Origin of the sequence: Citrobacter sp. KTE30, assembly GCF_000398825.1 — a bacterium.
GTDB classification, from domain to species: Bacteria; Pseudomonadota; Gammaproteobacteria; order Enterobacterales; family Enterobacteriaceae; genus Citrobacter; species Citrobacter freundii.
On record NZ_KB976055.1, the window covers coordinates 3,561,989 to 3,583,297 of the forward strand.

At 53.8% G+C, this 21,309-nt stretch carries 19 protein-coding genes and 3 tRNA genes; 9 read left to right on the plus strand and 13 right to left on the minus strand.

Annotated features, from left to right (window positions below):
- Window positions 1–15: 15 nt before the first annotated feature.
- The 9 genes from WC1_RS06280 to mltB form a co-directional block, all read right to left on the minus strand.
- Window positions 16–92 (minus strand) — tRNA-Arg (locus tag WC1_RS06280).
- Window positions 93–182: 90 nt separating this feature from the next.
- Window positions 183–259 (minus strand) — tRNA-Arg (locus WC1_RS06275).
- A gap of 3 nt (window positions 260–262) precedes the next feature.
- Window positions 263–355: transfer RNA gene (locus tag WC1_RS06270), tRNA-Ser, on the minus strand.
- Window positions 356–691: 336 nt separating this feature from the next.
- The gene (csrA, locus tag WC1_RS06265) at window positions 692–877 is read right to left on the minus strand and encodes a carbon storage regulator CsrA (protein WP_000906486.1); all 186 of its coding nucleotides are present in this window, start codon (window positions 875–877) and stop codon (window positions 692–694) included.
- A gap of 237 nt (window positions 878–1,114) precedes the next feature.
- On the minus strand, window positions 1,115–3,742 hold the full coding sequence (alaS, locus tag WC1_RS06260) for an alanine--tRNA ligase (RefSeq protein ID WP_016150875.1): 2,628 nt from the start codon (window positions 3,740–3,742) through the stop codon (window positions 1,115–1,117).
- A 128-nt stretch (window positions 3,743–3,870) separates the two neighbouring features.
- The gene (recX, locus tag WC1_RS06255; RefSeq protein ID WP_003037326.1) at window positions 3,871–4,371 is read right to left on the minus strand and encodes a recombination regulator RecX; all 501 of its coding nucleotides are present in this window, start codon (window positions 4,369–4,371) and stop codon (window positions 3,871–3,873) included.
- Between the two features lie 86 nt (window positions 4,372–4,457).
- A complete protein-coding gene (recA, locus tag WC1_RS06250) occupies window positions 4,458–5,522 on the minus strand; it encodes a recombinase RecA (protein ID WP_003037330.1) in 1,065 nt (354 codons plus the stop codon).
- A 92-nt stretch (window positions 5,523–5,614) separates the two neighbouring features.
- Complete coding sequence (gene pncC, locus WC1_RS06245; protein WP_016150876.1) at window positions 5,615–6,112, minus strand: nicotinamide-nucleotide amidase; 498 nt, start codon at window positions 6,110–6,112, stop codon at window positions 5,615–5,617.
- Between the two features lie 192 nt (window positions 6,113–6,304).
- Window positions 6,305–7,384: a lytic murein transglycosylase B gene (mltB, locus tag WC1_RS06240; protein WP_003037336.1), complete on the minus strand. Its 1,080-nt coding sequence runs from the start codon at window positions 7,382–7,384 to the stop codon at window positions 6,305–6,307.
- A 265-nt stretch (window positions 7,385–7,649) separates the two neighbouring features.
- On the opposite strand from mltB, the gene srlA reads away from it, so the two are divergent.
- The 7 genes from srlA (at window position 7,650) to gutQ (ending at window position 12,638) form a co-directional block, all read left to right on the plus strand.
- Window positions 7,650–8,213 carry a PTS glucitol/sorbitol transporter subunit IIC gene (srlA, locus tag WC1_RS06235; protein WP_003037339.1) on the plus strand — a complete coding sequence of 188 codons (564 nt, stop codon included), beginning with the start codon at window positions 7,650–7,652 and terminating at the stop codon, window positions 8,211–8,213.
- On the plus strand, window positions 8,210–9,181 hold the full coding sequence (locus tag WC1_RS06230; protein ID WP_003840246.1) for a PTS glucitol/sorbitol transporter subunit IIB: 972 nt from the start codon (window positions 8,210–8,212) through the stop codon (window positions 9,179–9,181). Before srlA ends, WC1_RS06230 begins: the two co-directional genes overlap by 4 nt.
- A gap of 13 nt (window positions 9,182–9,194) precedes the next feature.
- Window positions 9,195–9,557 (plus strand): PTS glucitol/sorbitol transporter subunit IIA, encoded by a 363-nt coding sequence (gene srlB, locus WC1_RS06225; protein ID WP_016150877.1) that lies wholly within the window; start codon window positions 9,195–9,197, stop codon window positions 9,555–9,557.
- A 17-nt stretch (window positions 9,558–9,574) separates the two neighbouring features.
- Entirely contained in the window at window positions 9,575–10,354 is a 780-nt protein-coding gene (gene srlD, locus WC1_RS06220; protein ID WP_003037345.1) for a sorbitol-6-phosphate dehydrogenase, read from the plus strand.
- 55 nt (window positions 10,355–10,409) lie between these two features.
- Entirely contained in the window at window positions 10,410–10,769 is a 360-nt protein-coding gene (gene gutM, locus WC1_RS06215) for a transcriptional regulator GutM (protein ID WP_016150878.1), read from the plus strand.
- Between the two features lie 137 nt (window positions 10,770–10,906).
- On the plus strand, window positions 10,907–11,680 hold the full coding sequence (locus WC1_RS06210) for a glucitol operon DNA-binding transcriptional repressor SrlR (RefSeq protein WP_016150879.1): 774 nt from the start codon (window positions 10,907–10,909) through the stop codon (window positions 11,678–11,680).
- Window positions 11,673–12,638, plus strand: coding sequence for an arabinose-5-phosphate isomerase GutQ (gene gutQ / locus WC1_RS06205; protein WP_003037353.1), 966 nt, complete (start codon window positions 11,673–11,675; stop codon window positions 12,636–12,638). Before WC1_RS06210 ends, gutQ begins: the two co-directional genes overlap by 8 nt.
- On the opposite strand, the gene norR is transcribed toward gutQ, so the two are convergent.
- The gene (gene norR, locus WC1_RS06200; protein WP_003846057.1) at window positions 12,635–14,155 is read right to left on the minus strand and encodes a nitric oxide reductase transcriptional regulator NorR; all 1,521 of its coding nucleotides are present in this window, start codon (window positions 14,153–14,155) and stop codon (window positions 12,635–12,637) included. The genes gutQ and norR overlap by 4 nt on opposite strands.
- A gap of 191 nt (window positions 14,156–14,346) precedes the next feature.
- On the opposite strand from norR, the gene norV reads away from it, so the two are divergent.
- Entirely contained in the window at window positions 14,347–15,795 is a 1,449-nt protein-coding gene (gene norV / locus WC1_RS06195) for an anaerobic nitric oxide reductase flavorubredoxin (protein ID WP_003037359.1), read from the plus strand.
- Window positions 15,792–16,925, plus strand: coding sequence for an NADH:flavorubredoxin reductase NorW (gene norW, locus WC1_RS06190; RefSeq protein ID WP_016150880.1), 1,134 nt, complete (start codon window positions 15,792–15,794; stop codon window positions 16,923–16,925). The genes norV and norW overlap by 4 nt, the downstream gene beginning before the upstream one ends.
- A 161-nt stretch (window positions 16,926–17,086) precedes the next feature.
- On the opposite strand, the gene hypF is transcribed toward norW, so the two are convergent.
- The 3 genes from hypF to WC1_RS06175 form a co-directional block, all read right to left on the minus strand.
- Entirely contained in the window at window positions 17,087–19,327 is a 2,241-nt protein-coding gene (hypF, locus tag WC1_RS06185) for a carbamoyltransferase HypF (RefSeq protein ID WP_016150881.1), read from the minus strand.
- Window positions 19,328–19,470: 143 nt separating this feature from the next.
- Window positions 19,471–20,016 carry an electron transport protein HydN gene (hydN, locus tag WC1_RS06180; RefSeq protein ID WP_003037366.1) on the minus strand — a complete coding sequence of 182 codons (546 nt, stop codon included), beginning with the start codon at window positions 20,014–20,016 and terminating at the stop codon, window positions 19,471–19,473.
- 145 nt (window positions 20,017–20,161) lie between these two features.
- The gene (locus WC1_RS06175; RefSeq protein WP_016150882.1) at window positions 20,162–21,175 is read right to left on the minus strand and encodes a LacI family DNA-binding transcriptional regulator; all 1,014 of its coding nucleotides are present in this window, start codon (window positions 21,173–21,175) and stop codon (window positions 20,162–20,164) included.
- Between the last annotated feature and the right edge of the window lie 134 nt (window positions 21,176–21,309).

The window sequence follows — 21,309 nt, forward strand, 5'->3', positions numbered from 1 at the left end:
ATACTGCGAAGAAGATGGTGCATCCGGGAGGATTCGAACCTCCGACCGCTCGGTTCGTAGCCGAGTACTCTATCCAGCTGAGCTACGGATGCATCAGGAAAACTTACTTACTGCAGATTTGATATCGCTGCTAAAGTGATATCGATTTCCGTAACAACGCTAATGCGTTATTGCAGAGAAGATGGTGCATCCGGGAGGATTCGAACCTCCGACCGCTCGGTTCGTAGCCGAGTACTCTATCCAGCTGAGCTACGGATGCAAATGGCGGTGAGGCGGGGATTCGAACCCCGGATGCAGCTTTTGACCGCATACTCCCTTAGCAGGGGAGCGCCTTCAGCCTCTCGGCCACCTCACCAACACGCCTCTTGCGAGTGCTTCGAAGAACTTGTTTCTGCTCATCGTCGCTGCGTGGCGCACATATTACTTTCTGGGACTTATAAGTCAAACAATTTTTCCAGAGCTTTTATCGTTTGCACATTTCACGCGCAATTAGTCTGCAAAAACGGCAAAAAGAGTGTTTTATCAACAGATAAATTGGCAATTTCCTGAAGCAGTGAACAAACGGAAACTTCGTCGGGAAAGGCATTACGCCCAGTGGAATCGAAAAAATGGGGAGGACGAAGAGGAAAAGAGAAGAAAAAGGGTAACTCAATCAGGTTGCGCCTCACCAGAAAGGTGAGACGCGAAAACCTTAGTAACTGGACTGCTGGGATTTTTCAGCCTGGATACGCTGGTAGATCTCTTCACGATGGACAGAAACTTCTTTCGGGGCGTTTACGCCAATGCGCACCTGGTTGCCCTTCACCCCTAAAACTGTCACGGTGACCTCATCGCCTATCATGAGGGTCTCACCAACTCGACGAGTCAGAATCAGCATTCTTTGCTCCTTGAAAGATTAAAAGAGTCGGGTCTCTCTGTATCCCGGCATTATCCATCATATAACGCCAAAAAGTAAGCGATGACAAACACCTAAGTGTAAGCAGTCACGGCATCACATTCTGTTAAACCTAAGTTTAGCCGATATACACAACTTCAACCTGACTTTATCATTGTCGATAGCGTTGATTCGCATGCCGTAACTTAGGGTTTCGGCATGCGCTGACGCTTATAGTTATTACAGTTTTGCGCTGACCCAGCCTTTCACACTGGCTAACGCTGCAGGCAGAGCCGCTGCATCCGTACCACCGGCTTGCGCCATGTCCGGACGACCGCCACCCTTACCGCCGACCTGCTGAGCGACCATTCCAACCAGTTCCCCTGCTTTCACGCGATCTGTCACGTCCTTAGACACACCCGCAATCAGAGAAACCTTACCTTCCACTACCGTTGCCAGAACGATAACGGTAGACCCCAGTTGATTTTTCAGATCATCAACCATGGTACGCAACATTTTCGGCTCAACGTCCGCGAGTTCACTGACCAGCAGCTTCACACCGTTGATATCAACCGCTTTGCTGGAAAGATTTGCACTCTCCTGCGCCGCAGCCTGTTCCTTCAATTGCTGCAATTCTTTTTCCAGTTGACGTGTACGCTCCAGCACGGAACGAACTTTGTCAGCGATATTCTGGCTATCGCCTTTCAGCAGCTGCGCAACATCGCTTAAGCGATCGCTCTCAGCATGCACGGTTTGGATAGCGCCTTCACCGGTTACCGCTTCGATACGACGAACGCCTGCCGCAGTACCTGACTCGGACACTATGCGGAACAGACCGATATCACCCGTACGGCTGGCGTGAGTACCGCCACACAGTTCGGTAGAGAAATCACCCATGCTCAGAACGCGCACATGGTCGTCATATTTCTCGCCAAACAGGGCCATTGCGCCTTTGGCTTTTGCCGCTTCGAGATCCATGATGTTCGTTTCAATCGGCAAGTTGCGACGGATTTGCGCATTCACCAGATCTTCAACAGCACGGATTTCAGCAGGCTTCATCGCTTCGGTATGAGAGAAGTCGAAGCGCAGCAGTTTATCGTTAACCAGCGAGCCTTTCTGTGCCACATGTGTGCCCAGAACCTGGCGCAGCGCCGCGTGCATCAGATGCGTTGCGGAGTGGTTCAGGCGAATACGCGCACGACGCGCTTCATCCACATCAGCCTGTACTGCATCACCAATTTTCAGAGAACCCGCAGACAGCTTGCCAATGTGACCAATGGCCTGGCCATATTTCTGTGTGTCGCTAACGGCAAACGCAAAACCTGCGCCTTTCAGTTCACCCTTATCGCCAACCTGACCACCAGACTCCGCATAGAACGGCGTCTGATCCAGTACGACAACAGCGTCCTGACCAGCGTTAATTGCGTCTACCGCTTTACCATCAACAAACAGCGCGGTGACTTTGCCGTTCAGTTCCAGCTGCTCGTAGCCTTTAAATTCAGAAGCGCCATCAACACGAATCATTGCATTGTAGTCTGCGCCAAAACCGCTGGCTTCACGTGCGCGACGGCGCTGTTCTTCCATTGCAGCTTCAAAGCCAGCTTCATCAACCTTAATGTTACGCTCGCGGCAAACGTCTGCCGTCAGGTCAACAGGGAAACCGTAAGTGTCATACAGACGGAATGCGGTTTCGCCGTCCAGCGTATCGCCAGACAGTTTTGCCAGTTCTTCATCCAGCAGCGCCAGACCACGCTCCAGCGTACGCGCAAACTGCTCTTCTTCAGTTTTCAGAACCTGCTCAACCATAGCCTGCTGACGCTTCAGTTCTTCACCAGCAGAGCCCATGACGTCCACCAACGGACCAACCAGCTTGTAGAAGAAGGTATCCTTCGCGCCTAGCATGTTGCCATGACGTACCGCGCGACGAATGATACGGCGCAACACATAGCCACGGTTTTCATTCGACGGCACAACGCCATCAGCAATCAGGAACGCACAGGAACGGATATGGTCGGCGATAACGCGCAGCGACTTGTTGCTCAGATCGGTCGCGCCGGTGACTTTCGCCACGGACTCAATCAGTGAACGGAACAGGTCGATTTCATAGTTGGAGTTAACGTGTTGCAGCACGGCCGCAATACGCTCCAGACCCATACCGGTATCCACGGACGGTTTCGGCAGCGGTTCCATGGTGCCGTCAGCCTGACGGTTGAACTGCATGAAGACGATGTTCCAAATCTCAATGTAGCGATCGCCATCTTCTTCTGCGCTTCCCGGAGGCCCACCCCAGATATGGTCGCCGTGGTCGTAGAAAATTTCGGTGCATGGACCGCAAGGACCGGTATCACCCATCTGCCAGAAGTTGTCGGACGCATAAGCCGCACCTTTGTTATCACCGATGCGGATGATACGTTCGCGCGGAATACCGACTTCTTTTTCCCAGATTTCATAGGCTTCATCGTCAGTTTCATAGACGGTGACCCACAGACGCTCTTTTGGCAGGGCAAACCAGTTTTCACCGGTCAGCAGTTCCCATGCATATTGAATAGCATCGTGTTTGAAGTAATCGCCGAAGCTGAAGTTGCCCAGCATTTCGAAGAAAGTGTGGTGACGTGCAGTGTAACCGACGTTTTCCAGGTCATTGTGCTTACCACCCGCACGTACACAACGCTGCGAGGTGGTTGCGCGGGAATAATTACGCTTGTCGAGGCCAAGGAAAACATCCTTGAACTGGTTCATCCCGGCGTTGGTAAACAACAAAGTAGGGTCATTGTTCGGTACCAGGGAGCTGCTGGCAACTACCTGGTGTCCTTTACTATGGAAAAAATCGAGAAACGCCTGACGGATCTCAGCGGTGCTCTTGCTCATAATTATCCTGAAGAAATCAAGCTAACGAAATGTCATTACCAGCATCGGCAAGCAAACTGCGCCTCTGGCAATCGAAAAGTGGGAATAAGATAAGTTTTCTTTACTGGGAAGTAAAATCCCGTATGCGGTCAATCGTCAAAATTTCGCCATATTGCCTGAATATCTTCCATCAGATAGCCGCGATAGAGCAAAAAACGCTGGACCTTTACCTTATCTGAAAAATCGACAGGTAAAGGTTCACCGTACTTCCGAATGGCCTGCTCACGCGCAAGCACTGCCCAGTCAATTTCGCACTCACGCATGGCCCGCTCAATAGCTTCACGCGTGATCCCTTTTTGGTTTAATTCCTGGCGCACCCGGGCAGGCCCATAACCTTTGCGGCTACGGCTGGCGATAAACTGCTGCACGAAGCGATCATCATCCAGATAACGACTTTCAATACACCAGGCGATGACCTTGTCGTAATCCTCCGGCGTGGCATCAATTTCTTCTGGTCCATTTTTCCCCATCACCGGAGCGGCCAGCTTGCGCCGCAGTTCCTGCTCGCTGTGATCGCGCATCGCCAGAATACGTACGGCGCGGTCAAGCAGTCGGGAATAAGCGGAACGGCGGGAAGTTGCTTCTGTCATAGTAAACCTTCAGAAATGAAAAAGGGCTGCATGATATGCAGCCCTTTACTATATGCGATTCAAAACATGCGATTCAAAACAGATTATCAGAAATCTTCGTTCGTTTCTTTTACGTCTTCGCCGCTGTCATCAACGGAGAAATCAGGCGTTGAATCCTGGTTATTGAGCAGTAGCTCACGTAATTTCTTCTCAATTTCTTTCGCAGTTGCCGGGTTTTCTTTCAGCCAGTTGGTCGCATTCGCTTTACCCTGACCGATTTTCTCACCGTTGTAGCTGTACCATGCACCAGCTTTTTCAATCAGCTTCTCTTTCACGCCCAGGTCAACCAGTTCGCCGTAGAAGTTGATGCCTTCACCGTAAAGGATTTGGAATTCAGCCTGTTTGAACGGCGCTGCAATTTTATTTTTCACAACCTTAACGCGGGTTTCGCTGCCAACCACGTTGTCACCTTCTTTCACCGCACCAATACGACGGATATCCAGACGAACAGACGCATAGAATTTCAGGGCGTTACCACCGGTGGTGGTTTCCGGGTTACCGAACATAACGCCAATCTTCATACGGATCTGGTTGATGAAAATCAGCAGCGTGTTGGACTGCTTCAGGTTACCGGCCAGCTTACGCATCGCCTGGCTCATCATACGCGCCGCAAGGCCCATGTGAGAGTCGCCAATCTCGCCTTCGATTTCTGCCTTCGGCGTCAATGCGGCAACGGAGTCGACAACGATAACGTCAACCGCACCGGAGCGCGCCAGTGCATCACAGATTTCCAGCGCTTGTTCACCGGTATCCGGCTGAGAACACAGCAGGTTATCGATATCAACGCCAAGCTTACGGGCATAGACCGGGTCCAGTGCGTGTTCTGCATCGATAAATGCACAGGTTTTACCTTCACGCTGCGCAGCGGCAATAACCTGCAGGGTCAGCGTTGTTTTACCGGAGGATTCAGGCCCGTAGATTTCGACGATACGGCCCATTGGCAAACCGCCCGCGCCCAATGCGATATCCAGAGAAAGCGAACCGGTGGAGATAGTTTCCACATCCATGGAACGGTCTTCACCCAGGCGCATGATGGAGCCTTTACCGAATTGCTTTTCGATCTGACCCAGCGCTGCCGCCAACGCTTTCTGTTTGTTTTCGTCGATAGCCATTAATTACTCCTGTCATGCCGCTTTCGGGTTAAACCGCGAAACGTGATAGATAATGTTCTGTTGAGGCAATTATACTGTATGCTCATACAGTATCAAGTATTTTGTAGAAATTGTTGCCACAGGATTTGTAACGCGTAGGCGGTCGCCTGTCGACGGACCGCATCGCGATCGCCGCTAAAGCATTCCCGGCGGGTAATCCCCTCGCCGCTCGCGCTGGCAAAGGCAAACCATACCGTTCCCACAGGTTTTTCTTCGCTACCGCCATCCGGCCCCGCAATACCGCTTATCGAAACAGCGAAATGCGCACGGGCGGCTTTTAACGCGCCTATCGCCATCTCCACCACCACAGGCTCACTCACCGCGCCATGCTGGGCCAGCGTCTCTTCGCGCACGCCAATCATCTGCGCTTTGGCTTCATTGCTGTAGGTCACAAACCCGCGTTCAAACCAGGCGGAGCTTCCGGCAATATCCGTAATCGCTTTGGCTACCCAGCCGCCGGTGCAGGATTCCGCCGTCGTCACGGTTGCCCCGCGCGCTTTCAGCGCCAGGCCAACCTGCTCGCTTAACTGCATCAGTTCACTGTCGGTCATTTCAGCCTCTGTCAGTTAAAAAAATATGCCGGACAAGATAGCACTTTCATGACCAATGTGGGGATGGGGAGAACGTTTTACGAGGGGGATTCCAAAAATTGCTCCGTTGCACAAATAAGGCCTGCCGGATGGCGATGCCAGGACATCTTATCCGGCCTACAAGAGATATCTTCCGGTAGGCCGGTGGAGCGATTACTGTACGCGCGCCAGCGCCACCGCCTGACCTAACTGCCAGACTGCCATCGCGTAATGCGTGCTGTGGTTATAGCGGGTAATCGTGTAGAAGTTCGGCAACCCATACCAGTACTGATAACCCGTGCCAATATCCAGGCGCAGCAGGCTGGCCTGCTGATGATTCCCCAACGACTGCTGCGGCGTCAGACCCGCGGCAGCAAGCTGAGAAATGCTGTACTGGGTTTTAAAGCCGTTCGCAAGCCCAGGTGCCTGACCATTTGCCGGAACCGCGACCGTATCGCCTTTCACCCAGCCGTGGCCCTTGAAGTAGTTCGCCACACTACCGATGGCATCAACCGGATCCCACAGGTTAATGTGTCCATCGCCATTGAAATCAACGGCATATTGTTTATAGGAAGACGGCATAAACTGGCCGTAGCCCATTGCCCCCGCGAAAGAACCTTTCAAATCGAGCGGATCGTCGCTTTCATCTCGCGCCATCAGCAGGAAGGTTTCCAGTTCACCAGAGAAGTATTCCGCACGACGAGGATAGTTAAACGACAGCGTCGCCAGCGCATCCAGAATCCGCGTTTTACCCATCACGCGGCCCCAGCGAGTCTCTACACCAATAATACCGACAATAATTTCCGGCGGAACTCCGTAGACCTGCCACGCACGGTTCAGCGCATCTTCATATTGATTCCAGAAAGCCACGCCGTTTTGCACGTTGTCAGGTGTGATGAACTGTTTGCGATAGCGCAGCCATGCGCCGTTAGGTCCGGCTGGCGGTTGAGTCGTCGGTGCCTGGCGGTCCATCAAACGCAATACCGAGTCCAGACGCTTGGCCTGCGACAGGATCTCCTGCAGCTGCTGGCGGTCAAAGCCGTGCTTGTTCACCATTTTCTCGATGAACTGCTGCGCGTTCGGATTATTGGCAAAATCGCCGCCCGTTTGCATGACGTTGTGCTGTGGCTCAAGCAGGAAGCCGCCGGATGGCGCACCCGTAGTCGTTTGAGTCTCTGAAGGTTTAGGTTTGCTGCTACAGGCAGCGAGCAGTACGAAAAGGGGGAGTAACGCTACATAACGACGCTTGAACATGAGACATCCATTAAACAAATTCAGCCTGGGAGAAGTATGGTAAAGCATCCTCCGCCATACAAGGAAGCGGTAGTCGCTCTCCTTCACAGAATTTACATCCCCTTTCATCTCTGACCATCACATTTGCGAGCTTTCACGCAAAAACTTTCAAATTAAAATATTTATCTTTTATTTTGAGATCAAAATAACACTTTTATATCTTTCAATCTGATTAAAATCAGCCACCGTTTGGCAAGATAACTAAAAATCCCTACAGGAGAGAATAATGATCGACACCATCACACTCGGTGCTGAGTGGTTTATCGGGCTGTTCCAGAAAGGCGGAGAAGTGTTTACCGGCATGGTGACCGGTATTCTGCCACTGCTGATCAGTCTGCTGGTCATCATGAATGCGCTGATTAACTTTATCGGTCAGCAGCGTATTGAACGTTTTGCCCAGCGTTGCGCCGGAAACCCGCTATCCCGCTATTTGCTACTGCCGTGCATCGGCACATTTGTATTTTGTAACCCAATGACGCTGAGTCTGGGTCGCTTTATGCCAGAAAAATACAAGCCCAGTTACTACGCCGCCGCGTCTTACAGTTGCCATTCCATGAACGGCTTATTCCCGCACATCAACCCCGGCGAACTGTTTGTCTATCTGGGGATCGCCAGCGGACTGACCACGCTGGGGCTTCCGCTTGGCCCACTGGCGGTGAGCTATTTGCTGGTCGGTCTGGTGACCAACTTCTTCCGTGGCTGGGTGACCGATTTCACCACCACTATCTTCGAGAAAAAAATGGGCATTCAACTTGAGCAGAAGGTACATCTGGCGGGAGCAACATCATGACACGTATTCGTATTGAAAAAGGCACCGGCGGCTGGGGTGGCCCACTTGAACTGGATGCCGTTCCGGGCAAGAAAATTGTCTATATCACCGCAGGAACTCGCCCCGCGATCGTCGACAGGATAGCAAGCCTGACCGGCTGGCAGGCCGTTGATGGCTTCAAAGAGGGCGAGCCGCCGGAGAGCGAAATTGGTGTGGCGATCATCGACTGCGGCGGCACGCTGCGCTGTGGGATCTATCCCAAACGTCGTATACCGACGGTGAATATTCACGCTACGGGTAAATCCGGCCCACTGGCTCAGTATATTGTCGAAGATATCTATGTCTCTGGCGTAAAAGAAGAAAACATTACTGTTGTCGGCGAAGCGTCCGCCACGCCAACGCCCGCAAGCAGCAGCATGGGACGCGATTACGACACCAGCAAGAAAATTACCGAGCAAAGTGATGGTCTGTTGGCAAAAGTCGGAATGGGCATGGGTTCAGCCGTTGCGGTTCTGTTCCAGGCCGGGCGCGACACTATTGATACCGTCCTGAAAACTATTTTGCCATTTATGGCGTTCGTCTCAGCACTGATCGGCATCATTATGGCTTCGGGTCTGGGAGACTGGATCGCCCATGGACTCGCACCACTGGCCAGCCATCCGCTGGGACTGGTCACGCTGGCACTGATCTGCTCTTTCCCACTGCTTTCGCCTTTCCTCGGCCCCGGTGCGGTCATCGCCCAGGTTATCGGAGTGCTGATCGGTGTACAGATTGGTTTGGGGAATATTCCCCCACATCTGGCGCTACCTGCCCTGTTCGCCATTAACGCCCAGGCCGCATGTGACTTTATTCCTGTCGGGTTGTCGCTGGCCGAAGCGCGTCAGGACACGGTCCGCGTCGGCGTGCCATCCGTTCTGGTGAGCCGCTTTCTGACCGGCGCGCCAACTGTTCTCATCGCCTGGTTTGTTTCCGGCTTTATTTACCAATAAGAGGCACTCAAAAATGACCGTGATTTATCAAACCACCATCACCCGTATCGGCCAGAGCGCCCCGGATGCATTGTGCGACCAGATGCTGATTACCTTTCGTGAAGGCGCGCCCGCGGATATCGAGGAGTTTTGCTTCATCCATTGCCACGGCGAGCTGAACGGTTCGTTGCAAGCTGGGATCCAGTTTGAACTAGGCCAGCATCACTACCCGGTCACCGCCGTTGGCAGCGTGGCGGAACAAAACTTACGTGAACTCGGGCATATCACTCTGCGCTTTGACGGACTGAGTAAAGCGGAATTCCCCGGTACCGTACACGTTGCAGGTCCCGTACCGGACGGTATTGCGCCGGGCTGTATTTTGAAGTTTGTTGCTTAAGATTGAAGGAGATAAAGATGAATCAGGTTGCCGTTGTCATTGGTGGAGGCCAGACCCTTGGGGCATTCCTTTGCCGTGGGCTTGCGACAGAAGGATACCGCGTCGCGGTGGTGGATATTCAAAGCGATAAAGCCGCCAACGTGGCGCAGGAAATTAACGCCGAGTTTGGCGAAGGTACAGCCTACGGTTTTGGCGCAGATGCCACCAGCGAACAGAGCGTGCTGGCGCTGTCGCGCGGAGTGGATGAAATATTCGGTCGTGTTGATCTGCTGGTTTACAGCGCGGGTATCGCTAAAGCCGCGTTTATCAGCGACTTTCAGCTTGGGGATTTCGACCGCTCGCTGCAGGTCAATCTGGTTGGCTACTTTCTCTGTGCACGTGAATTCTCACGCCTGATGATCCGCGATGGCGTGCAGGGACGCATTATCCAGATCAACTCCAAATCAGGGAAAGTGGGCAGCAAACACAATTCAGGCTACAGTGCGGCAAAATTTGGCGGCGTGGGCTTAACCCAGTCACTGGCGCTGGATCTGGCGGAATACGGCATTACCGTGCATTCACTGATGCTCGGCAATCTGTTGAAATCACCGATGTTCCAGTCGTTATTACCGCAATATGCAACCAAACTTGGCCTTAAGCCAGATGAAGTTGAGCAGTACTACATTGATAAGGTTCCGCTTAAGCGCGGCTGCGATTATCAGGACGTGCTAAACATGCTGCTGTTTTACGCCAGTCCGAAAGCCTCTTACTGTACCGGGCAGTCCATCAACGTCACCGGCGGTCAGGTGATGTTTTAATGTTGAATTGCCGGATGGCGGCTGCGCTTATCCGGCAAAATCAAAGGAGTACAAAATGGTTTCCGCACTGATTACCGTCGCCGCTATCGCCTGGTGCCTGCAACTGGCGCTTGGTGGCTGGCAAATATCCCGCTTTAACCGGGCGTTTGATAGGCTTTGCCAACAGGGTCGGGTTGGTGTCGGTCGCTCCGGTGGGCGTTTTAAACCGCGCGTGGTAGTGGCCATCGCGTTGAATGAGCAGCAGCGGGTGACCGACACGTTATTTATGAAAGGTCTTACGGTATTCGCCAGCCCCGGCAAAATTGCCACGATAACCGGCAAACATCTTGATGATTTACAGCCTGATGTGATCTTTCCCCATGATCCGTTAGCACAGAATGCACTATCATTGGCGCTTAAACTGAAACATGGGTAATTTCGTTGTGAATGCTAATAGCTTGCGAAATTATCATTTTGCAACCTATACCCCAAATAATTCGAGTCGCAGGAAGACCAACGCACGTGCAGCTTGAAGTATGACGGGTAAATACATAAGTCAGGGTAATCACGCCTATGAAACCTCGTCAGCGTCAGGCTGCCATATTGGAGCACCTGCAAAAGCAGGGAAAATGCTCGGTTGAAGAACTGGCCCACTACTTTGACACGACTGGCACGACCATTCGCAAAGACCTGGTCATTCTGGAGAACGCCGGAACCGTCATTCGTACCTATGGCGGCGTAGTATTAAATAAAGACGAATCCGATCCGCCAATCGATCACAAAACGCTAATTAATACGCATAAAAAAGAGCAGATTGCCGAAGCTGCCGTCCGTTTTATACACGATGGAGACTCTATTATCCTGGATGCGGGCAGCACCGTACTGCAGATGGTGCCGATGCTCACGCGCTTTAGCAATATCACCGTCATGACCAACAGTCTGCACATTGTTAACGCCCTTTCGGAGCTGGACAACGAGCAAACCATCCTGATGCCGGGCGGGACCTTTCGCAAAAAATCTGCGTCATTTCACGGTCAGCTGGCAGAAAACGCCTTTGAGCAGTTCAGCTTTGATAAACTCTTCATGGGCACCGACGGCATTGACCTCAATGCCGGCGTGACCACTTTTAATGAGGTGTTTAGCGTCAGTAAAGCGATGTGTAATGCCGCTCGCGAAGTGATTCTGATGGCTGACTCGTCAAAATTTGGGCGCAAAAGTCCTAATGTTGTATGCAGTCTGGAAAGCGTCGACAAGCTGATTACCGATGCAGGTATCGACCCTGCATTTCGTCAGGCGCTGGAAGCAAAAGGGATTGGAGTGATCATAACCGGAGAAACCAATGAGTGATGCACTACTGAACGCGGGCCGTCAGACGTTAATGCTGGAACTACAGGAAGCCAGCCGTTTGCCTGAGCGACTGGGCGATGATTTTGTCCGCGCCGCCAATACTATCATCCACTGTGAAGGCAAAGTCATTGTCTCCGGTATTGGTAAATCAGGTCATATTGGCAAAAAAATTGCGGCGACCCTCGCCAGTACCGGCACGCCTGCCTTTTTTGTGCATCCGGCGGAAGCGCTGCACGGTGACTTAGGGATGATCGAAAGCCGTGATGTCATGCTGTTTATCTCCTACTCCGGCGGTGCGAAAGAGCTGGATCTCATCATTCCGCGCCTGGAAGACAAATCCGTCGCCCTGCTGGCAATGACCGGAAAACCGACCTCACCGTTGGGCCTGGCCGCCAAAGCCGTGCTGGATATTTCCGTTGAACGCGAAGCCTGTCCGATGCGCCTGGCACCGACGTCCAGTACCGTAAATACGTTGATGATGGGCGATGCGCTGGCAATCGCCGTAATGCAGGCGCGCGGCTTTAACGAGGAAGATTTTGCCCGCTCGCATCCGGCAGGTGCGCTGGGCGCTCGTCTGTTAAATAAAGTGCATCATCTGATGCGCCGTGACGATGCCATCCCGCAGGTGACGCTTACCACCAGCGTCATGGACGCGATGCTGGAGCTCAGCCGCACGGGTCTTGGCCTGGTCGCGGTCTGCGACGACCAGTCACTGGTGAAAGGGGTCTTTACCGACGGCGACCTGCGCCGCTGGCTGGTTGGCGGCGGAGCGCTCACCACTCAGGTTAGCGAAGCAATGACCCAGAATGGCATTACACTGCAGGCGCAGAGCCGCGCGATTGACGCCAAAGAGATCCTGATGAAGCGCAAAATCACTGCCGCACCGGTGGTCGATGAAAACGGTAAACTCACCGGTGCTATCAACCTGCAGGATTTCTATCAGGCCGGTATTATCTAATCCTTCAACCCCAGACGCTTCGCCAGCCGGTGCAGGTTGGCGACGTCTGTTTCCAGCGCCCGCGCACTTGCCGCCCAACTATGGTTATTTTGTGCCAGCGCCCGGCGGATCATCTCCCGCTGGAACGACTCTGTTGCTTCACGCAGGTTGTGATGCTGTGGGATCTCCGCAACAACTTCCGCCGCCGGTGTTACTGGCGCTTCATCCTGCAGGGCAAAATGCTGCGCCTCCAGCACCACTTCATCCCCTGCCCTGGTCGCCCTTGCCAGAACCACCGCACGGTGAATGGCATGTTCCAGCTCGCGCACATTCCCGGGCCAGGCGTAGCTCAACAGATGACTACGCGCGCCAGGACTTAACACCACGCGGGAAAGTCCCAGCCGCAGCCGACACTGTTCGCAAAAATAACCCGCCAGCAAAACCACATCTTCACCGCGCTCACGCAGAGGCGGTACCGAAAGGGGAAAGACGCTCAGCCGGTGGAACAAATCCGCACGGAAATTCCCGGCCAACACCTCTTCGCGTAAATCACGGTTCGTCGCCGCCAGCACTCGCACATCCACGCGCAAGCTGCGATCGTCACCCACGCGCTGAATATCACCGTACTGCAATACGCGCAGCAGCTTAGCCTGTAGCGCCAGCGAGAGTTCGCCTATCTCGTCGAGAAATAGCGTTCCATTGTCGGCCATTTCAAACTTACCGCTACGATTGCTGATAGCCCCGGTAAACGCGCCTTTTACGTGACCAAACAGTTCGCTTTCGGCAACGCTTTCCGGCAACGCCGCGCAGTTCAGATACACCAGTGGATTCACCGCGCGCGGTGAACCTTCATGGATAGCTTTAGCCACCAGCTCCTTCCCGGTCCCTGTTTCGCCGCTAATCAGCACGTTGAGATCGGACCCCGCCACAATCTCAATCTCTTTTTTCAACTGCATCATATTGGGCGACAGGCCAATCATCTGGGTTTCCGTCACCTGCTCGAAAGCCGTCGACGAACCTGGCAGCATATTCTGGCTTTCCAGCTGTTCAATCAGCAACGCATTGCTCAATGCGCCAGCCGCCAGCGCGGCAATCAGCCTAAGCTCCTCATCGCTGAAAACATCGAACTGATCAGGCTCCATGCCATCCAGGGTTAACGCACCAATCAAATTTTGACCGGCGAACAACGGCAGCCCAATACAGGCATGCACCTTCAGACTCTCCTGCCCCGGAATCAGACCATCATACGGGTCTGGCAAATCGCTGTCGGCAGGGAAACGAACCACGTCCCCGGCGCGGGCAATCGCCTCCAGACGCGGATGCCCTTCCAGAGTAAAGCGTCTGCCGAGAACATCCTGCGCCAGACCATCGATCGCCAGCGGAATAAACTGTCGCGACTCATAGCGCAGCAGTGCCGACGCGTCGCATTCCAGCACCTGACGCAAGGTGGTGATCAGGCGTTGAAAACGGTCCTGATGCCCAATACCGCTTTGTAATTCAATGGCGATGCCCGCCAGCACGTCTACGGAAAAGCTCATGGCTACCTCATTGTCATTTTGACAATTCATATTGTCATATTGACAATAAAATACATAGTCATTTTGACTACCACCTTATAGGCAATAAATAACAAACCCTTCAAAATCAAATAAATAAAAAGTTGGCACGCAACCTGCAATTAGCAAAACATCTTTTTTAGAAAAACGCTGAATTAATTACTGAGGTTGCTATGTCTATTCTGGTTAAAAATAACATTCATTGGGTTGGCCAACGTGACTGGGAAGTGCGTGATTTCCACGGGACTGAATACAAAACGCTGCGCGGCAGCAGCTACAACAGCTATCTCATCCGTGAAGAAAAAAATGTCCTGATCGATACAGTAGACCACAAGTTTAGTCGTGAATTCGTGCAGAACCTGCGCAGTGAAATTGACCTCGCGGATATCGACTACATCATCATTAACCACGCTGAAGAAGACCATGCCGGGGCGCTGACCGAGCTGATGTCCTGCATCCCGGACACGCCGATTTACTGCACAGCCAACGCCATTGACTCTATCAACGGGCACCACCATCACCCGGAATGGAACTTTAACGTAGTGAAAACCGGTGATTCGCTGGACATTGGTAACGGCAAGCAGCTGATCTTCGTTGAAACGCCGATGCTGCACTGGCCGGATAGTATGATGACCTACATGACCGGCGATGCGGTGCTGTTCAGTAACGACGCCTTCGGTCAGCACTACTGCGACGAACGTCTGTTTAACGACGAAGTTGACCAGACTGAACTGTTCGAACAGTGCCAGCGTTACTACGCCAACATCCTGACGCCATTCAGCCGTCTGGTTACACCGAAAATTACTGAGATCCTCGGCTTCAACCTGCCGGTCGATATGATTGCCACTTCCCATGGCGTGGTATGGCGCGACAACCCGACACAAATCGTTGAGCTGTACCTGAAATGGGCGGCGGATTATCAGGAAGACCGCATCACCATTTTCTACGACACCATGTCCAACAACACCCGCATGATGGCGGACGCGATTGCCCAGGGCATCAACGAAGTTGACCCGAATGTAGCGGTGAAAATCTTTAACGTCGCCCGCAGCGACAAAAACGAAGTTTTGACCAACGTCTTCCGCTCTAAAGGCGTGCTGGTCGGGACTTCCACAATGAACAACGTGATGATGCCGAAAATCGCCGGTCTGGTGGAAGAGATGACCGGCCTGCGTTTTCGTAACAAGCGTGCCAGCGCCTTTGGTTCACACGGCTGGAGCGGCGGTGCAGTAGACCGTTTGTCCACGCGTTTGCAGGATGCAGGTTTCGAGATGTCACTGAGCCTGAAAGCGAAATGGCGTCCGGACCAGGATGCACTGGAACTGTGCCGCCAGCACGGCCGTGAAATCGCGCGTCAGTGGGCGCTGGCTCCATTGCCGGAAACAACCGTGAAAGCCGTAGCCCAGGAAGAAGCCTGTGCATGTGCCGCTGCGGCTGCCGCCGATCTTGGTCCAAGCATGCAGTGCAGCGTGTGCCAGTGGATTTACGATCCGGCGAAAGGCGAACCGTTGCAGGACGTTGCACCGGGTACGCCATGGAGCGAAGTTCCGGACAACTTCCTGTGCCCGGAATGCTCACTAGGTAAAGACGTCTTCGACGTACTGGCAACGGAGGCAAAATGAGTCACGGCATTGTCATCATTGGTTCGGGCTTCGCCGCCCGCCAGTTAGTCAAAAATATCCGTAAGCAGGATGCGAATGTTCCGCTGACCTTGATTGCCGCGGACAGCATGGATGAGTACAACAAGCCAGATCTCAGCCATGTTATCAGTCAGTCACAGCGTGCAGACGACCTCACCCGCCAGTCGGCGGGGGAGTTTGCCGAACAGTTTAATTTGCGCCTGTTTCCACATACCTGGGTAACCGACATCGACGCCGATGCCCACGTAGTGAAAAGTCAGGACAAGCAGTGGCAGTACGACAAGCTGGTGCTAGCGACGGGCGCTTCAGCCTTTGTACCGCAGGTTACCGGACGTGAGTTAATGCTCACGTTAAACAGCCAACAAGAGTATCGCGCTTGTGAAACGCAACTGCGTGACGCCCAGCGGGTGCTGATTGTCGGCGGCGGCTTGATTGGTAGTGAACTGGCGATGGATTTTTGTCGTGCCGGTAAAGCGGTAACGCTTATCGACAACGCTGCCAGCATTCTGGCTTCGCTGATGCCGCCAGAAGTCAGCAGTCGCTTACAGCATCGTCTGACCGATATGGGCGTACACCTGCTGCTGAAATCACAGCTCCAGAGTCTGGAGAAAACCAGCACCGGTATTCGCGCTACGCTCGATCGTAGCCGCAACGTAGAAGTCGATGCGGTGATTGCCGCCACCGGTCTGCGCCCGGAAACCGCACTGGCGCGTCGCGCCGGATTGAACATCAATCGTGGCGTCTGCGTCGACAGCTACCTGCAAACCAGCCACCCGGACATTTATGCTCTCGGCGACTGTGCGGAGATTAACGGTCAGGTGCTCCCGTTCCTGCAGCCGATTCAGCTGAGCGCCATGTATTTGGCGAAAAACCTGCTCGGCGGCAATGCGCCATTGAAACTGCCAGCCATGCTGGTAAAAGTCAAAACGCCAGAACTGCCTTTACATTTGGCCGGGGAAACCCAGCGCCGCGATCTGAACTGGCACATCGCCGCCGAAGCACAGGGGATGGTAGCCAGAGGGATGAACGACGAAGGCCAGCTGTGTGCATTTGTCGTCAGTGAAGACCGCATGAAAGAGGCCTTTGCGCTGCTGAAAACGTTGCCCGTGTAAGTCTGTGATGCCGGATAGCGCCGCTTCGCGTCTTATCCGGCCTACGACTTTGCCCGGCAACGCTGCTACTGATTTATTAACCTCACGCACATGGATGTGCGTTGCCACTTGTCGGTATGCCCCGACATGTTTTTCTTGCCCCGCCAGTCCCGGGGCTTTTTTTATTTTTGCGTCAACACCCGCGCCGCGGCAATCACGCCCTGCCCCAATGACAACCCGCCGTCGCCCGCCGGTAAACGCTGCGGGAACAGTAAGGTAAAATCACGCAGATAAAACGCCAGACGGGCCGACAATAAGCGGTTATGCATCACGCCACCGCTGAATACTAACGTTTTAATTCCGCGCGCTTCGGCCTGCTCACGCATCAGCGTGGCAAAACCACACGCCAGCGCGTCGTGAAACGCCCACGCTCTTTCTGCAGGGGCGGTCTGCCAGGTCAGCCATTGCTGCCAAAAAATTGCTAAGTCCAGTTGATTGCCATTAAGCGGCACCGTAACAGGGTGATCAACACCTGCACACTGCGATGCCAGCGCCTCCAGCGCACAGGCCGCCTCACCTTCATAACTCAACGATTCCGGCGCACAATGCAACGCGGCGGCAACCGCATCAAACAGTCGTCCGCACGACGATGCCAGCGGGGCATTGATTCCCCGCTCGATGGCGCGCGCCAGTACGTTCCAGTTTTGATGCTGTAGCCCCGATGTTTCTGGGTAACGCTGCCAGTCAGGAACAAAACGCAGGCACTGCGCGAGCAGATTGCGCCATGGCTGTTTTGCCGCTAAATCGCCGCCCGCCAGCGCTACCGCCGGTAAGCCGCCAAGGTGTTCGCATTCACGATAGTTGACCCGCAGACATTCGCCGCCCCACAACGCGCCATTTTCCCCCATGCCGATGCCGTCCAGCGTCAGAGCAATCACATCGCCGCCATCGAGCGGCCAGCCGTGCTCGGCAAGACATGCAGCGGCATGAGCATGGTGATGCAATACCGTTTCGGTTGGCAGATTCATTTCGCTGGCCCACTGGCTGGAAACATAGCCAGGGTGGGCATCATGTACGATACGCTGTGGCGTAAAATCATAAATATTCTGGATCAGGCGTAGCGCATCACGCCACTGCTGCTGAATGCCGTCATCGCTGAGATCGCCTAAATGCTGGCTGATAACCGCCTGTTCGCCACGCACCAAGCAGAAGGTATTTTTCAGATCCGCGCCTAAGCACAGCATCGGCGGCACGTCGCGAAATCCTGGCGGCAGCGCGACCGCATCCGGCACGTAACCCCGGGAACGACGCAGCATTTCCCCACTGTCACGCACCACGGAGTCATCCATCCGCTGCACAATTTCGCGGTTATGCAGCAGGAAACCATCAGCAATCGCACTTAAATCTTCCAGCGCCTGGGCGTTGGTAATGGCCGGAGGCCTGCCGCTGAGGTTGCCGGAGGTCATCACCAGTGGACAATTCATCTCTTGTAAGAGCAAATGCTGCAACGGATTCGCGGGCAGCATGACGCCCACTTCCGTTAACCCTGGCGCAATGCCCTCGCTCAATGCAGCGACATAGCGTTTCTGCACCAGCACGATCGGCGCAGCAGGTGTAGTCAGCAAACGACGAGCAGGTTCGGGCAGTCCGTCATCACCTGGCAGCATTACCGCCAGCGGTTTCGCCGGACGGTGTTTACGCAGCCTGAGCAGCGCGACGGCGTCATCATTGCGCGCATCGCACACCAGATGAAACCCACCAATGCCTTTAACCGCCACAATACCGCCTGCTTTCAGTCGCGATACCGCCGCCTGCAGCGCCTCTTCTTTCTCCGCCCGCTCATCCGTGCTGAACCACTCAAGATGAGGGCCGCACACCGGACAGGCAACGGGCTGGGCATGGAAGCGACGATCATACGGGTCACGATACTCTTTGTCGCATTGCGCACAGAGTGGGAACGACGCCATCACGGTGAACGGGCGGTCATAGGGCATGGCGCGGATAATCGTAAAGCGTGGACCACAGTGGGTGCAGTTGATAAAGGGGTATCGGTAGCGACGTTCGCCGGGGGTGTTCATTTCAACAAGGCATTCGGGACAGGTCGCGGCATCCGGAACGATTTGCGTATTCATCGTACCGCCAGTACTTTGACGAATCGAGAAATCAGCAGGCTGCTGCGTCCAGGCGAATGCTTCGCTCTCAACGCTGTCAATGCGCGCCAGCGGTGGGCAGTGTTGATGTAACTGCGCAATAAATACCGCCGGATCTTCCTGTAAGCGCACAACCACACCGTCACCGTCGTTACACACATCACCATGCAGTTGTAACCGCTGCGCCAGTTGCCAGACGTAGGGGCGAAATCCGACGCCCTGTACTTTGCCGCGAATACGCAACTGTACGCCGGAGTGGTTGTTTATTGTCATTAGATTATTCCCGCAGTCATCAATCCCGGTTAGCCTGATGGCGCGATACTTATCAGGCCTACGGGGATGCGAACAGTAGGCCGGATAAGGCGAAGCCGCCATCCGGCATAAGTACTACCGTATTTTACGCGGATTTTCAGATATCAGAACAGCAAAGATGCGGTGGAATCCAGCGCCGCGCGACGGCGTTTTTCCGCGCTAAGTTGCTCAAGCTTATTGCGATCTACATAAATCAGCGCGTGAGTCGGGCACACTTCCATACAGGCAGGACCGGCCTCGCGATGGTGGCACAGGTCGCACTTATTGGCTTCAGCTTTTTCTGCACGGACGTTCAGACCCGCGCCGCTGTTACGCACAACCGGACGCACGACCACTTCCATTGCGCCGTAAGGACAAGCCACAACGCAAGTTTTACAGCCAATGCAGCGTTCCTGCATTACGTGAACAAAACCTTTATCACGGCTGATCGCACCGTTCGGGCAGACGTTAGCGCACGGCGCGTCTTCACACTGGCGGCACAGCGTCGCCGTAGAGACATTAACGCCTTTGATGACGTGAATGCGGGGTAAAAAAGTTTCAGGGGTCAGCGATGCGCAGTCCTGGTTATCCTGATGGGATACCACGCAGGCCACTTCACAGGTACGGCAACCAATGCATTTATTGGCGTCTGCAATGATGAAACGGTTCATCAATTTCTCCAGCAATGACAGAATATCTGCCGAAGCATTCACAAATCGTGCCAGAATTTAATTCACTGTTATTAAAGGAATTTTATTTTGATGGACGCAAGAAGGGCGTGTCATCGTCACTAGTGACGATGACAAATGACAGCCGTCAGCGCGAAGCGGGCGGCGCAACTGAGTCGCGCTGGATGAGTTCACCGGTGAAAGTCTTTGGCGGCGTAAACGCCCCGTCACCCAACATAAAGATCAGGCGCCCAATCGTTTCCTGAATCATTTCTGTTACCGGAATTTTAACGCTGGAAAGCGCCGGAATAGTGTATGCCGCGAGGGCGATATCATCAAAGCCAATCACCGACACCTGTGCAGGAACGCTCACGCCATGCTCGTGCAACTGCTTCATCGCGCCGATCGCCATATCGTCATTACTGGCCACCAGCGCGGTAAAATTGACCTTGCGCGAAAGCAAAGTATCCACACCCGCTGCGCCGCAGGCTGGCGTCCATTTCCCTTTAACAATCAGATCATTATTTAGCGCGATACCATGATGTGCCAGCGCGTCTTTATAACCTGAAAGTCGCTCCACGCCGGTTGGAGAATCCATCGAGCCGGTAATAAAACCAATCTCTTTATGTCCGGCGGCAATGAGCTGAGTAACGGCGTTAAAGCTGGTCTGCTTTTGATCACACCATACGCTGTGGCTACTGTTTTTCCGCAGGCGTCGATTAAGCACCATAATCGGCTGGCTGTGGGCATCGATGATATCGTCTATCTCATCCACGCTGAGAAAACGCGGATAAATCATAATCGCGTCACAGCGCAGGTCGAGCAGGTACTGGATCGCCTGACGCTCTTCCTCAGCGCTGTGCTTACCGTCAGCCAGCAACAACTGGCGTCCTTTATCTTCCGCCATCCGCGCGGTATGAAACAGCAGCTCGCTGAAATAGACGCCGTGATAAAGGGTATTTGTTACCACCAGGCCCAGCGTCTGCGTGGTTTTCGCCGCCAGACTGCGCGCCAGCAAGTTTGGGCGGTAACCACTCTCTTCAATGGCCTGAAACACGCGGTCTTTGGTCTCCTGGCTGACGTAGCCGTTCCCGGAAAGCACCCGGGAAACTGTCGCTTTCGACACCCCGGCACGCTTCGCCACCTCCAGCATCGTGGTCATATTACTCATCCCTATTCTCTCAATGTGACGCAGTGTACTGCACCGTTTCGCCGCTGTCCTTGCTGCTAAATCGCAGACGCTGACATCTGGTGATCGTAGTCACAATTACAAAAAATGATCAAAATTAAATCTTG